Here is a 15,024-nt window from a genome sequence, read left to right as displayed (position 1 = left end):
CATAGCTTCAAATGAAAATAGTTCGGAACAAATTAGTTAATGAGAAAGGGAAGACCCCTTTCTTTTTTTATGTCCAAAGATTTATTTTTCTGAAAAATCTATTATTTTTTCGAGTCTAAAATTATAATATATAAGGTAAGAACTATTTAACACTGTTTTTCCCTTCATTGGTTCACTACATAATTATGGAGAAATATCTTTTACAAGGGGATGTTAAAGATGCGTGAAGTTGTCATTGTAGAAGGGGTAAGAACGCCGGTTGGCAGAAGAAAAGGGGTATTAAGCAATGAGCGTCCGGATGAGTTGGCCGCAAAGGTACTAAAAGAATTAGTAAAGCGGTCCGGAATTTCAGCCGGGGATGTTGAGGACGTGATTTTGGGTTGTGTGTCACAGGTGGAGGAACAGGGTCTAAATATCGCCAGAACTGCTGTGCTAATGGCGGACTTTCCGATTCATGTGCCGGCAACCACGATTGATCGACAATGTGGCTCTGGCCAGCAGGCGATTCACTTTGCTGCACAAGCCATATTGAGTGGAGATATGGACATTGTCATCGCCGGCGGAGTGGAGAGTATGACAAGGGTGCCATTAGGATCTACCCGTCAAAACTCTAACTGGAGTGAAACACTGACTTCCAAGTATGAAATGATTCATCAAGGGCTGTCAGCCGAACGTATAGCTGATTTCTGGGGCTTTAGCCGCGACAAATTGGATGAATTCTCGCTGGAAAGTCATCGGCGGGCTCTACATGCGCAGAAGGAAGGAAGATTTAACCGGGAAATCATGCCTGTTGAGGTAACGCTTGCGGATGGATCAAAGGTGACAGTTAACCAAGATGAAGGGCCAAGAAAGGACACCTCGCTTGAAAAATTGGGTACCTTGAAACCAGCCTTTACTCAGGACGGAAAAATTCACGCGGGCAATTCCAGCCAAATGAGTGACGGGGCAGCGGCCGTTCTATTAATGTCCAAAGAAAAAGCGGAAGAATTGGAATTAAAGCCTCGGGCCAGAATCGTAGCCCGAACAGTCGTGGGTTCTGACCCAACCTTAATGCTGACAGGACCTATTGAAGCCACCAAGCAGGTATTAAAAAAAGCAGGACTCACGATTGATGATATGGATACGTATGAAGTCAATGAAGCTTTTGCCCCTGTACCTATGTGCTGGTTGAGGGAAATCGATGCGAATCCGGAAAAATTAAACCCGAACGGCGGAGCCATCGCACTGGGACACCCTTTAGGTGCAACAGGAGCTCGCATCATGATTTCTATGCTGAACGAATTAGAAAGAACCGGCGGTAGATATGGATTGCAAGCCATTTGTGAAGGCGGCGGAATGGCCAATGCCACGATTATTGAGAGAATCTAATCTTGCTATTTTTGCAGATAGAGTGGAGGATTATTTTTGTTTACAGAAATAGGAGTGAAACAAGTCACCATCCCATTACCATTTAGGCTTAATCATGTCAATTGCTTCCTGGCAGAAGGGGAACATGGATGGACGATCATGGATACCGGTTTAAATAACGACGTATCCCAAGATATCTGGAAACCAATCATCGAACAGCATGAGGTGACTGATATCATTATTACCCATTACCATCCTGACCATTTCGGGTATGCGGGGAGACTCCAGCAATTAACCAATGCCAAAGTATGGATGACTGAGGTTGATGCACAAGCTGGTCTTACCTATTGGGAACCAGAATCAATGAAAAATGTCTATGAAAATTACAAAACATGCGGACTGCCTGGTAGTTTGTCTCATGAATTAACCGATAACGAGGAAAGCTTTAACTTGAGAGTAAAGCCATATGCAAAAGTGGACCATTATCTTACTGAGGGCATGAAAATCGGGATAGGTAAATACGAATATGAGGTGATCTTCACACCGGGACATTCCGATGGATTAGTGACTTTTTATAACAAAGAAAAGAGTTTACTATTCTCAACTGATCATATTTTACCGAAAATCACCCCGAACATTTCCTATTGGTTCCGTGGCATCACGAATCCGTTACAGGCATTTTTTCAATCCTTGGAAAAAATTAAAGTATTGGATGTAGAGTACGTTATTCCCTCACATGGGAAGCCATTTCAAAATGCAACGAAACGAATCGAAGAAATCGTTAATCATCACCACGAGCGTTTGGAAAAAATAGTGGAATCACTTAAACAGCCGGCAACCATTTACGAGGTCAACTGCCAGTTGTTTAGGAATTTGAATATTCATGAGACCCGATTTGCCGTGGGGGAAACCCTGGCGCATTTGGAGTATCTATTTCAGAGCGGGCAGTGCAAGAAGAGTTTGGAGAACGGGAACTGGTATTACTATATTGGATAAAAAAACATTCCCTGTCGTTAAAATAGCAGGGAATGTTTTTGATTCTAATCATTTTGGGGCAGAACCCTTATATACACCGTCAAAAAAGACGGCCATCATGACAGTACCATCTTTGTCATAGTATGGAAAACCAACAATGGTTACATGATAATAATTTTGATAGTATACTTCAGCGTTACTGACACCTCTCCAGCTATTGCCATCTTTAATAATAGATTGCTTTACATCTTTAAATACCTTACTGCTAATAACACTTGCAACAGTTTTATTCTTTTCTGCACCAACAATAGGAGTGACATCATCACAATGACAATCAGATTCGTGAACACTTGATGTTAATGATGCAGTAAAGGATTGAGCGGTTGCCGCCTTAACCGGAGTCCCTGTCACTGCAAACAGCGAAAAGGCCACCAAAGCTCCCATTACCACTGAAATTAATTTTTTCATCCAATTTCCTCCTTTAATCATATAGTCATATACTATTATTCTACCTCATTCGACAATTTCCTTTTAAAAAATTGGAAAAATATTCGACATTTTCCACAATTTATTACAAAATGGTGTCAGGCGTTTTATTGGTTGTCATATCATTTTAAATGCAGTCTAATAAAATTAGGACATAAATGTAAGGTGATTCCTGATGTGGCTATTTATAATGGTTTTACTGGTCTATAATCTGCTTCTATATTATATCGGGTGGAATGGCTGGAAGTGGGTAAGAAGTCTAATTGGAGATAAGAAACGTGTGAAGATGTTATTCTGGTTTTTTCTGATCCTTTTTGCCTACTCATTCTTTTTTGGTCGCTGGCTTGAAAATAATCTGGTGATAACTTGGGCTGGAGCGATTTGGCTTGGTCTTTTGTATTTATTTATTTTTCTTTTGCCCATTGTGAATATAATGGTTTATTTTAGTAAGTTTATACACATACCACGTGAAAAAGCAGTGAAATGGTCTGGATTTATTTTACTTATGATTATCGCAGGCTTATTCTTTTGGGGAATGCATAATGCTTATTCTCCCGTTGTTAGAAACTATCAGGTCAACATTCCAAAAAAAGTTGAGGGGAAGCAGAAATTATCAATCGTAATGGCTTCAGATATGCATTTTGGCTCTTTAGCAAATAAGAGACAAGCTGAGAAACTTGTTAAAGAAATAAATACCTTGCATCCAGATTTGGTGCTATTCCCGGGCGATATAATCGATGATGATATTGATCCCTATGTAAAGAATGGTATTCCCAAGATCCTAAGGCAAATAAAAGCGCCCATATTTGCTTCATTCGGAAACCATGACCGTGAAAAGCCTCAGGTCAATTTGAAAAAAATATTTGAAGAGAGCGGAATGAAGCTCTTGACTGATGAAGTAATCGTCCTGGATAAGGGAATGACAATTGTAGGGAGAAAAGATCGTGGCTACCAGGATGTTGTTAGGAAGACACTAAAAGATCTCATGAAGCATGTCAATCACAGCAACCCAATTATACTTATGGATCATCAACCATATGATTTAAATATCGCCAGGAAAAATGGTGTAGATTTGATGGTTTCCGGACATACCCATCGAGGTCAAATCGCTCCAGCAAATTGGATTACCAGCATGATTTATGAAAATGATTGGGGTTATTTAAAAAAAGGGAAGATGACCTCGATCGTCTCTTCCGGATATGGTTTTTGGGGAACCCCACTAAGAATAGGTACAAGATCAGAAATTGTGCACATTACATTGACGTTTCATCAATAAAGTTCAATTCAAAAAGCTGTCCATGAGAACAGCTTTTTTTATTTCACCGAATAATATTTGACTGGCCCCTTCTGTGCATCAGCTAACGTTTTATAAATGGCGCCTGTCAGGCTTTTCGGGCCCTTAGTATCGTGGCCGGCCTCCCATAGCATCATGCCGCCAAAACCGTGGTCCATAGCCAGTTTCGTTTTTTTCACCATCATGGCATCCCCATTATAGTAGTAAGTGGTACCATTGAGATTTACCGAATCCTTTTCTGCATTGGCAGGATTTGCCTTCACAATTGTATCAAATGAAACCTGCTTGATATTTGGGTTCACAGGTTGGGCATAAAATGGAACGCCCAAAACTAACTTTTCCTTAGAGATTCCATTCTCATCAAAATAACGGCTCCAATAGTTGACAATTTTCTCAGCATACGGATAAGGCGACAAGTTTTCCGCATGGTACCCGTCATCCCATTGACCATCATAGGCCATAATGTTTACATGGTCTACATGTTGAAACATAGAGGAATCATAGTTAACAAAATTCGTTTCAGTCAAGGTGACCGCGTGAATTTTTGCATAAACAGCCACTGAAAGTTCTTTCTGCTTCGGATGCAGTTTGTCGCTAAGTTCTTTCACAAAAGCAGCCAAATACTCTGAATCTGCTGTTGAATGTGGATGTTCAAAATCAATATCCACTCCATCTAAATGCTCCCGGTCCACAAAACGGACAAGCTCATTCACGAGTTTTGTGCGTGTGTCTGGTTTAGAAATCGCCGCCTTAAAATAAGGATACGATTCGCCACCTTTGATATGATACCAGCCTCCAACTCCTAAAATGACTTTCGTATGATGTTTTTTGGCAGTAGCCGCAATCGTCCGCAGATTCTTCAAAGCAGAGTCACCATTTAATAAAATGCCACCATCCGTTGTAGGATGGGCAAATGAGAAGATGACATGAGTTAACTTATCATAATCCACCACATTAGGGTCTCGAAAATCCTGAACGTATCCGATCAGCACCTTAGATTGACTCGGATTAACCTTTGGCATATCTTTAGTATTCGGCTTCACGGCAGACTTTTGCAGTGGATCGGAATTTATAATTTTATGAGTGTCTTTCGTATGGTTCGTATAAAAAATTCCGGTAAACATTCCTCCAAGAAAGATAAGGACAATGATCATCCCGAGGAGGAGTGTGCGTTTATTCATGGTGTGATTCCTCCTAATCTGTATGTCTATAAAAATTGTATCAGAAAAGGACTTCTCACAGAGTTGGTAATTCCCACCTTATTCCCAGTTATAATATACTATTCCTTATAACCTGTTTTTTGGGCAATTTTTAAAGTTTTGACCTAATTATGCCATAATAATGTTAAAATATAACTTAATCATCATTATTTCCATGAAATGGGAGGAACGTAAGATTGAACACAAAATTTACAAAACCAAAGGGATTTGGCGAAATCCTTGATCACACCTTTAGTTTAACTAAGGACCATTTTAAGAACTTTTTTATCATCTTTCTTATCTTTATGGCACCGATATTTTTGATTGAAGCAATCATTCAATTAGCTTCGGGTACAAGTTTTTTTAGAGAGACAGGGCAGGGAAGTAACTGGTTCGAGCAAATGCTATCCAGTTTTGAACAATCAGGCACTTTTGATTCTAGCAGCTTAACCTCTGACTTGGCCTTAATTTTGACTGGTTTAGTAAGCTTCTTTTTGTACCCTGTTGCTGAAGGGGCCATTCTCTTTGCATTGAATCATATACGCAAAGAAGAACAATATACGGTTGGGAAAGTAATTAAACAAGCATTTGGAAGATACTGGCCGATGTTAGGAAGCAGTATTCTTTTCGGTTTGATTGCCTTTGGAATTGCGATTATCCCATTGATTCTTGTAGGGGTTGCCGGTGGAGTTACAGCAGCCTTTATTCACCCAGTTGTCGGTGTCCTGATTGGTATTCTCTTCTTTTTGGGAGCAGCTTTGGGAATTGGCCTTCTTTTAACACGTTGGAGCTTTTATTTCGGGTCGGTTGTCCTCGATCGGGTTTCACCAGGATTATCCAGAAGCTGGCGTCTTTCCAAAAAACAAACTTGGAAACTATTTGGCCTATATATTGTCTTCTATATGATTATTTCAGCCGTCAGTTTTGCTGTTGAAATGTCATTCGGACTTTTACTAGGAGGCAGTGTGCTTTTATCGATTATCAGAAATATCATCACTTTATTTACAACGATGTTTTTCTCTGTGGGTTACGGAGTCATGTATCTGGATCTAAAACTCAGACACGATGCAGATGATTTAAAGGAATTGATTGATGATTATAACATGCCTATACACTCTTAAAACAGGTGATCGCCATGCTTGATGCTCATAAGGCAAAAGACGATTTGCAACAAATATTAAGTGAAGAAGAATATCGGGTCTATTACAACCAAACTAAGGGGTTCATCGAAACTTGGTGGGAAAAAGCAAAAGATTGGATTGCCAAACAGTTGGAAAAGATCCTTCCTTCTATCGATTCGGCAAATGGAGCTGCAGGGCCTGTTCTTATAGGCGTTATCGTAGTCACGATCATTTTGTTAGTCATTATTGCCTTATTTCTGGTCAGAAATGTGAAACGCAACCGGATCCTGAAAGGGCAAAAGCCACTTCAGTCGATGAAGGAAATCAATTGGTCCTATTCTATGCATCTTCAGGAGGCCGGGACGCTAGAAGCTCAAGGCAGATATGAACAAGCTACAAGGCATTTATTTTTAGCCTTATTGCTTTACTTTCATGAGAAGGAATGGCTGGAAGCACGTATTTGGAAAACCAATTGGGACTATTACGAAGAACTTCGAAAAATCAATAAACATTGTGCAGATCAGTTTTACGATCTGGCCGCTTTTTTTGATGAAGTGACCTATGGTGAACGCACCATTACAAAGGAAGAGTTTGATCAATTCCGCACCAGAACATTCGAATGGTTGGAACAAGGTCCTACTCACCAAGAGGGGAGGCTGGAGAATCGTTCATGAAGCTGAAATTGAACAAACAAACTTGGATATGGCCAACAGNNCAGTTATTTTTCTTTTTCCCCTCAGCCAAAGGTTTTCCCGGAATTTGTTTCTGATTCTCCTGCTCCTAATGGAGTAAAAGGATTTTATACATATGTAAAAAAGAATACGACTGTGAAAAGATGGGATTATACTCCTGATCTGTTGTCCAAACAATCAAGAAATAACTTATTAATGATGATTGGGCCGTCCTTTACTCCTGAAAAAGAAAAAATGGATGCGTACCTCCAATTTATGAGAGCGGGAAATACGATTCTGCTTTTGGATCGAAATCCTAAAGGAATGTTTGAACTTGATACAGTTACAAAAGGTTCTGATAAGAAACCAGTAAAACTGCGGGACCAACATGGACATACATTTAAGGCAGCGATCTCTTCCCAAGTTCGCCTTCGACCCCAAAAAGGAGATATTGTTTTATTAAAAGATAAGAAAGGTCCGGTAGCGATAAAAAGAAAGGTAGGACAAGGACAACTCGTCATGGTGCTTGCACCGGAGTGGGTGACAAACGATCAAATACTGGAGCAGGATCATTTGCCTCTCATTTTGCAATTAATGAACGAAAGTAAGGCAAACACCATTTTATTTGATGAATACCTTCACGGCTCAGAAAATGCGGCAACCTTTTTAACGGTCTACCCTAAATGGCTGATCCTATTGATTTTTCAAGGAATGATAGTGACCTTATTGTGGCTTTGGTATAAAGGAAAACGGTTTGGTCCCATTTTGGTCGCTAGAGAAGAATCCGTTCGCTTTAGTGATGAAGGAATCCAAGCACTTTCGGCATGGTACCTTAGAGGCAGTCGCTTCCATGATGCCTTACTTATACAGGCTGATTATGTGAAACTGTTACTCCAAGAAAAATGGGGAATTCCTTATACAAGAGAATGGCAGGACCTGGGGAATCTATTGGAACGGAAGTGGCAGAATATGCCTTCAAAAGAGGTGCACACGTATCTAAATGATTTGACCAACATGTTAAAAAAGGATAAGATCTCAAAACAGGAATTCCTACTATGGTCAAGGAACCTGGATCAATTACGAAAAGAGGTGGAGGAAGGATGAGGGAGGAACTAACATCCTTTTTAGAACAATATGAACAACGAATTTTAGGGCAGCAGTTAAATCTCAGACTGCTTCTTTCAGCTATTCTAACCGGGGGACACGTCTTATTGGAAGGTGTGCCTGGAACGGGAAAAACGCAAATGGTGCGAACATTAGCTGGCTTACTTGGTGGGGATTTTAACCGTATTCAGTTTACTCCGGATTTATTGCCAAGTGATATCACTGGGAGCACAATTTACAATATGAAAGAAAGCCAATTTCAAACGATAAAAGGCCCGATTTTCACCAATATTCTGTTAGCAGACGAAATCAACCGGACTCCAGCCAAAACCCAAGCAGCCTTACTTGAGGCCATGGAAGAAAAGCAGGTAACCATTCAGGGAGAAACGTATTTACTACCAGAAGTATTTTTTGTGGTGGCCACGCAAAACCCGATTGAATTTGAGGGAACTTATCCACTTCCAGAGGCTCAGCAGGACCGGTTTTTATTTAAATTAAGCATTGATTTTCCTTCATTTGAAGAAGAAAAGGACGTATTAAAACAGGTGATTGAAAATCGGGCCAATGAATCAAAAATTTATTCAATCCTCGATTTGGAAGCTTTTGTGATGATAAGAAAAGAGATTGAGAGTGTCACACTGGGAGATAGTGTGTTAGATTACATTTTGAAAATTGTTAGAAGAACTCGGGATTCGGAAACAATTCGCCATGGAGCCAGTACCAGAGCGGGAATTTCAATCGGGAAAGCCGCACAAGCCTGGGCATTTTTGGCGGGGCGCAATTATGTGACTCCTGATGATATCAAAATGGTTGCCAAACCAGCTTTACGACATCGGATTCAAGTGTCTCCGCACATAGAATTGGAGGGAGTAACCGTTGACCAAATCATCGAAGAGATTGTGGGGTCGGTTCCTGTTCCAAGATAGAGGGATTGTCCCAAGCAAACGGTTGTTACTGATTTTTGTTCTTCTTACTATTGCGTTATTAGCTGGGACAAGATGGGGCCTTTCATGGTCCTATATCATCGCAGTGGATGTTGTTGTATTTCTTATAAGTCTATTCGATTTACTGTTATCCCCAAGGAAAAAACAGCTATTTTTCAAACGTTCCCTTCCGGCAGAAACGGAAAGAGGACTTCCATATTCCGTTCAACTTGAATTACACAATGGTTCAGATTTACCGCTTCACTTTTGCCTTTATGATGGGATTCCTCAATCCTTTTCCAGACCATTTCCGTTAACTGGTTTTATGGAAAAGGAATCAGCAATGGAAATATCCTATGAGACCTCAGCTTCTGAGAGAGGACAATATAAGATCGAAACCTTATATATACGATACAGAAGTTTCATAGGTCTGTGGGAAAAACAAACCGCTGTGCCATTACCAGATATCGTAAAAGTTATACCGGATTTAACAGAGACAAAGCAGTATCTGGAAAACGCCCAACAATTTTTATTATATGAAGGCGTAAAGATCAGAAGAAATCAAAGGGGAGTAGGCGATTTTGCCAAAGTAAGAAACTATGTTGTCGGTGATGATCCGCGGAAAATCAACTGGCGGCAAACGGCTAAACTCCAAGAAGTCATGACCAATGAATATGAACCGGAACATGGGAAATATATGACCATTCTGATTGATTGTGGCAGGATGATGGGAGTCGAGCTGAAAAAGGGAAATCGACTAGAAAAAGTGCTCGAGGCGTCCATCACTGTGGCTGCTGCAGCGTTGCAAAAAGGAGATTATGTGGCGGTTCTTGCTTTTTCAAAAGAAATAAAAGTGTATGTGCCACCGGCTAAAGGGATGGCGCATCTACAAACCATTCTACAGGCCATATACAACATCCAGGTGGATGCTGCCGAATCAAATTACGCTGCCGTCTTGCAATATTTGGAAATGGCGCAGAAGAAACGAAGTCTTTTATTGTTATTCAGTGACGTACGTACGTTTCTTCATGAAGAGGCAACGTTAAGCTATTTAAAACGTCTAAGGCAGAAGCATATGTTCTTAATGATAGGCATTGAGGACTTGACGTTAACATCGCGTACGAAGGCGGAGCCGGGGGATGTTCAGAAAGCGATGGTCAAAAGTATCGCACAGCAGCAGGTGCTCATTAAAAAGCGGCAAAAAGTGAAGTGGGAAAAACAAGGCCTCCAAATGATCGAGGCCCGTGAAGAACAGTTGGCGGTTGCCGCTGTTTCATCGTATATCCAAATTATGAATCAAAATCTTTTGTAAGTGCCATCTTAGATAGTTTCAGTTTCCCAATGAAAATATAGAGAATTAAGCCAATAACCGTCAGCAAGGCAACCACATACTTGGCTTCCAAAGAAATCTTAGCTGGTGTGATAAACCCTTCAATGATTCCGGCAATGACGAATAAAGGGATCGTTCCCAAAAGCAACTGAACAGAACGCAATGCATAAAACTTTAATTGATAGCCCCGTGAAAATGGTCCAGGAACCAAGAGCTTATAGCCCATTAGTAAACCAGCGCCGCCTGCAATAAAAATGGCTGTAAGCTCGATCATTCCATGAGGAACGATATAGGCCCAAAAATCATAAGACTTTCCGTGATGCCAAAACAGGGCGGCTAGTGCACCAATTAATATACCATTGGTTATCAGCAAATAGACCGTTAAAAATCCAAATGTAATGCCACCTGCAAAGGCAAGAATGGCCACCTGAATGTTATTTGTCATAATACTTGCAGACATATAGGATGAATCGATATTGGCATTTCCTTGGCCCAAATGCTCGGGGTCCACCCCCTTGGCGATTTCAGGAGGAACAATGGAATAGATATGTAAAGGGTCGTTTAAGACGGATAGAAAGCTGGCAAGAGCTCCTATGAAAAATAGGGCAAAAGCCACTAAGACAAACTTCCATTGCTCCCATAACAAGCCAACAAACTTGGTACTAAAAAATTGCCGAATTTGTTTAAAGCTGGATACTTGGTCTTTATACAATAGATTGTGGGATTTCGAGACCAATCCATTCAAATACTGTGTCACATCATCGTGTGGAAAATAAGTTTGACTGTAAGAAAGATTCTGGGCTGTCTTTTGATAGAGTCGGTGAAATTGCGTGATGGAATCACCCGTAATGGCCGTTCTTCTTTTACTTAAGGCACCCACTAATTGTTCAAGTTGACGCCAATCTTCTCGATACTTTTTAATAAATTGCTTCACATCCATGAAAACACCTGCCTAGAAGAGGTTTTACTTCTACCTTATTATAGTAATTTTGTTGAAAAATAGAAACAGCAAATGTTAAAATCAACCAAGAGATAGGGGGATCCAGATGAATCAAGAGCAAATGGAGATTAAGACACCGGAATATGTCTCAATACAATTCCAGCTGGCCGGATTAGGGAGCAGGGCCGCAGCCTTTATCATTGATCAATTAATCCTTACCGCCACTTACATAATAATCACAGTTATCACCGTATTAGTCCAGAAAGCGATGTCAGACTTTCCTTTTTTCTTCGAGGATAATGTGATTCCGATGGCCATCATGGTGATTGCTTTTTTTATCATCAATTGGGGTTATTTTTTTGCCTTTGAATTTTTTTCAGGAGGAAAAACGATTGGCAAGCGTGCTTTGGGGATTAGAGTCATTCAAGAAAATGGCCATAGCATCACCTTGCTATCAAGTTTTATCCGCAATCTTCTCCGAATCATAGATTCATTGCCGGCAGGTTATCTACTCGGAATTATGATGATTTTCTTGCATAGAAAACATAAGCGGTTGGGGGATTTGGTCGCAGGAACCATTGTCATCCACGAGCGAAAGGCAAAGTCTAAAAAGAAACAAACCACTATTGAAAAAGAAATCCAGAACCGCGGACTTTCAAAAGACGAGCTAATCCTTGATGACTGGTCATACCGTTCGTATACCGCAAAGGATTGGAAACTTTTACATACCTATGCCAACCGCTTTACCCAATTGCCATTAGATGAAAAAAAGCAATTAACGCAGCAAATCTCAAAGATCCTATTACCAAAAATGGGGCTGGAACCATCAGGAAAAACAGAAGAAGAGTTAGAGAATGCACTTCTCGTTCTTTATTTACATTTAAGGGAAGAGTGGGAATTTGAATTGTAATGCCTGAAACTTGAGTTCAGGCGTTTTTTTATATACGAAAATATTAGTAGAATTATTGAACAATTTGAAATATAAAAGGGGTTTTCCTTAATAGTAGAGAAGATTTACTTAAACCAATGAAGGGTGGGTTCATGATGACCTTGATTGATATCGATTCCATACAGGCTACACACAGGATACCTACATCTAAGCTTCAGGCCAAATTTGACCCTCGACAATTTCCTTTTGAAACAACCGATGATCTTGATATTCTCCCGACAGAGATGATCGGTCAACAGCGTGCAGTCAAGGCGATGGAATTTGGTTTGTCGGTCGAGCAGTCCGATTATAATCTGTTTGTCGTCGGTCCAAGTGGTACTGGACGAATGACATATACACTGAATAGTGTGGTGAAAATGGCCGAAAATAGGGACGCTCCCGAGGATTGGTGCTATGTGTATAACTTTGAAAACCCAAATCGTCCTTTGGTCATTTCATTACCTGCTGGACAAGGGCGCCAATTTCAGAGATTCATGGAAACTTTATTAATAGCCATTGAAAGGGAACTTAGAGCAGCATTTTCAAGCGAGCTATTTGAAAAAAAGAAGCAAACGATATTAAATACATTCAGGGAAAAAGTGGATCAGTATTGGAAACAGACAGAACAATTTGCTACCGAAAATCATTATTTGCTTGAGCGTACATCAAACGGTATCAATACGTATCCCATTTTTGACGGAAAGCCTATGGAACGTAGCGAATTTGATCAACTGCCAGAGGACCAAAAGGAAACCTACAGGAAGAATGAAAAACTTGTAGGTGAAAGAATCCGGGAAACCTTTTATCAAATGCGAAAAATGGATGAGCAATTAACGAAGAGCATCGATCTTTTTATGAAACAAACGGCAACAGAGGCAATCGAACGCCTTTTCCAACCATTTAAGGAAGTCTATAAAGATAATCCAAAGGTTATTTCTTATATAGAAGCTTATTTTCATGATGTCGTGATGCATTTTTCCTTATTTTTAGCTGACCACGAAGAGGAAAGTAATATTATGAATGCGTTGGCGGGTTCCAAAGAACAGCAGTTGCATCGCTATACGGTAAACCTGTTTGTCGATCACAAAAACTTAAATGGTGCCCCTGTTATTTATGAAACGAACCCAACCTTTCATAATCTTTTTGGAAAGGTAGAATATCATGGCTCACTCGGCAGTTGGATGACCGATTTTACCTATATCAAACCTGGTGCCCTTCATATGGCGAATGGTGGATATTTAGTTCTTCAAGCAGCTGAATTATTGCAGGAGCCATTGGTTTGGACGCAGTTAAAACGTTCACTCCAAATCGGCCGTGTTCAAATCGAGAATTTATACGAGGAAAGGGGTGTTTTCCCATCCAGCGGTCTAAAGCCGGAGCCCATCCCGTTAAATATAAAGGTCATTATCATAGGATCCTATTATCTTTATGATCTACTATCCGCCTATGACGAAGATTTTCATAAGCTTTTTAAGGTAAAAGTAGAATATGACACCAGCATGGAGAGGGACATGGATAACAGCATGAAGATGGCCTATTTTATCAAAAAATACGCCACAGAAGAGGGGCTCCTCCCGTTTCATCAACGTGCCGTAGCAAAAGTGATTGAATACAGTTCCCGTTTGGTTGAAGACCAATCAAAGCTTTCCACTCGTTTTCAGGAAATTACAAAGCTTCTGGTGGAATCCAGCTATTGGGCGAAAAAAGAGGGAGCTGCAGTGGTTGATGGCAATCATATAGCAAATGCGATTTCGGAAAAAATTCAGCGCTCGAACCTTGTCATGGAACGATATCGGGAAATGATAGCAAAAGGGGTTATCATGGTTGAAACCGATGGGTACCGAATCGGACAAATTAATGGACTAGCCGTAATTGGAACTCGGGACGCTAGCTTCGGTATACCTACGAAAATAACGGCTCAAACATATGTAGGGAAAAGCGGAATCATCAATATTGAAAGGGAAGCGTCCATGAGTGGACACATTCACAATAAAGGATTAATGATTTTAACCGGCTTCTTATCCGGCCAATTTGCCAAAAATCATCCCATTCCGTTATCTGCTAGTATTACCTTTGAACAAACCTATTCCCCAATTGATGGTGACAGTGCCTCAAGCACCGAGTTGTACGTATTACTCTCGTCCCTGGCAGAAGTACCGATTTATCAAGGAATTGCCGTTACAGGCTCTGTAAATCAATGGGGAGAGATCCAACCAATAGGCGGTGTAAATGAAAAAATTGAAGGATTCTTTCAAATCTGCAAACTGCAAGGCCTAACAGGGAAACAAGGGGTGATCATTCCCAAGCAAAATGTGATGAATTTGACGCTAGACGATGAAGTGATAACTGCTGTTGAAAGTGGTCAATTTCATATTTGGGAAATAGACCATATTTCAGAAGGCATAGAGATTTTAACCGGCGTTCAAGCAGGAAATGTACGTGATGTGCAAGGACAATTTCCTGGTGATACCATTTTCGGAAAAGTGGAGAAGCGATTTGCTGAAATGTTTGAGCGGTTAAAGGAGATAAATAAGTAACGATGATCAAACCCATATGGCTTTTGCTATATGGGTTTGATCTACATGAACATAGAACCGGCTACCATCATACTAATCAGGGATCCACCTGTAAAAATGTCCTTCATCCCCTTGATGAAAGACAATTAAGCGTATACGCCGCGAAATGTCCTTCATCCCCTTGATGAAA

At 40.5% G+C, this 15,024-nt stretch carries 12 protein-coding genes and 1 pseudogene; 10 read left to right on the top strand and 3 right to left on the bottom strand.

Features of this window, described 5'->3' with window-relative positions; translation table 11 throughout:
- The first annotated feature begins 219 nt into the window (after positions 1 to 219).
- The gene (locus V7083_RS18130) at positions 220 to 1,368 is read left to right on the top strand and encodes a thiolase family protein (protein WP_335480521.1); all 1,149 of its coding nucleotides are present in this window, start codon (positions 220 to 222) and stop codon (positions 1,366 to 1,368) included.
- A 36-nt stretch (positions 1,369 to 1,404) separates the two neighbouring features.
- On the top strand, positions 1,405 to 2,343 hold the full coding sequence (locus V7083_RS18125; protein WP_335480518.1) for an MBL fold metallo-hydrolase: 939 nt from the start codon (positions 1,405 to 1,407) through the stop codon (positions 2,341 to 2,343).
- Between the two features lie 48 nt (positions 2,344 to 2,391).
- Here the strand turns inward: V7083_RS18125 and V7083_RS18120 are convergent, their stop codons facing one another.
- Entirely contained in the window at positions 2,392 to 2,790 is a 399-nt protein-coding gene (locus V7083_RS18120) for a hypothetical protein (RefSeq protein ID WP_335480516.1), read from the bottom strand.
- 193 nt (positions 2,791 to 2,983) lie between these two features.
- Between V7083_RS18120 and V7083_RS18115 the strand changes: the two genes are divergently transcribed.
- Positions 2,984 to 4,084: a metallophosphoesterase gene (locus V7083_RS18115; protein WP_335480514.1), complete on the top strand. Its 1,101-nt coding sequence runs from the start codon at positions 2,984 to 2,986 to the stop codon at positions 4,082 to 4,084.
- 38 nt (positions 4,085 to 4,122) lie between these two features.
- Here the strand turns inward: V7083_RS18115 and V7083_RS18110 are convergent, their stop codons facing one another.
- Positions 4,123 to 5,283, bottom strand: coding sequence for a glycoside hydrolase family 18 protein (locus tag V7083_RS18110; protein ID WP_335480512.1), 1,161 nt, complete (start codon positions 5,281 to 5,283; stop codon positions 4,123 to 4,125).
- Positions 5,284 to 5,498: 215 nt separating this feature from the next.
- Here V7083_RS18110 and V7083_RS18105 point away from each other — a divergent pair, with 215 nt between their 5' ends.
- The 5 genes and pseudogenes from V7083_RS18105 (at position 5,499) to V7083_RS18085 (ending at position 10,432) form a co-directional block, all read left to right on the top strand.
- A complete protein-coding gene (locus V7083_RS18105; protein WP_335480510.1) occupies positions 5,499 to 6,422 on the top strand; it encodes a hypothetical protein in 924 nt (307 codons plus the stop codon).
- 14 nt (positions 6,423 to 6,436) lie between these two features.
- Positions 6,437 to 7,096, top strand: a complete 660-nt coding sequence (locus V7083_RS18100; protein ID WP_335480507.1) for a DUF4129 domain-containing protein — start codon at positions 6,437 to 6,439, stop codon at positions 7,094 to 7,096.
- Positions 7,097 to 7,198: 102 nt separating this feature from the next.
- Positions 7,199 to 8,197, top strand: a pseudogene (locus V7083_RS18095) (DUF4350 domain-containing protein); the annotation flags it as partial.
- A complete protein-coding gene (locus V7083_RS18090; protein ID WP_335480504.1) occupies positions 8,194 to 9,123 on the top strand; it encodes an AAA family ATPase in 930 nt (309 codons plus the stop codon). The pseudogene V7083_RS18095 and the gene V7083_RS18090, both read left to right, overlap by 4 nt.
- Positions 9,074 to 10,432: a DUF58 domain-containing protein gene (locus V7083_RS18085; RefSeq protein ID WP_335480502.1), complete on the top strand. Its 1,359-nt coding sequence runs from the start codon at positions 9,074 to 9,076 to the stop codon at positions 10,430 to 10,432. The genes V7083_RS18090 and V7083_RS18085 overlap by 50 nt, the downstream gene beginning before the upstream one ends.
- Here V7083_RS18085 and V7083_RS18080 read toward each other — a convergent pair.
- The gene (locus tag V7083_RS18080) at positions 10,410 to 11,390 is read right to left on the bottom strand and encodes a stage II sporulation protein M (protein ID WP_335480500.1); all 981 of its coding nucleotides are present in this window, start codon (positions 11,388 to 11,390) and stop codon (positions 10,410 to 10,412) included. The two genes, V7083_RS18085 and V7083_RS18080, sit on opposite strands and share 23 nt — an antisense overlap.
- Positions 11,391 to 11,496: 106 nt before the next feature.
- Between V7083_RS18080 and V7083_RS18075 the strand changes: the two genes are divergently transcribed.
- Entirely contained in the window at positions 11,497 to 12,300 is an 804-nt protein-coding gene (locus V7083_RS18075; protein WP_335480498.1) for an RDD family protein, read from the top strand.
- Positions 12,301 to 12,434: 134 nt separating this feature from the next.
- Positions 12,435 to 14,855 carry a Lon protease family protein gene (locus tag V7083_RS18070; RefSeq protein WP_335480496.1) on the top strand — a complete coding sequence of 807 codons (2,421 nt, stop codon included), beginning with the start codon at positions 12,435 to 12,437 and terminating at the stop codon, positions 14,853 to 14,855.
- Positions 14,856 to 15,024 lie beyond the last annotated feature (169 nt).

The organism is Bacillus sp. JJ1764 (assembly GCF_036962145.1).
GTDB lineage: Bacteria > Bacillota > Bacilli > Bacillales > Cytobacillaceae > Neobacillus.
Note: the sequence above shows the minus strand (reverse complement) of the source record. Positions and strands in the feature narration are given on the sequence as shown.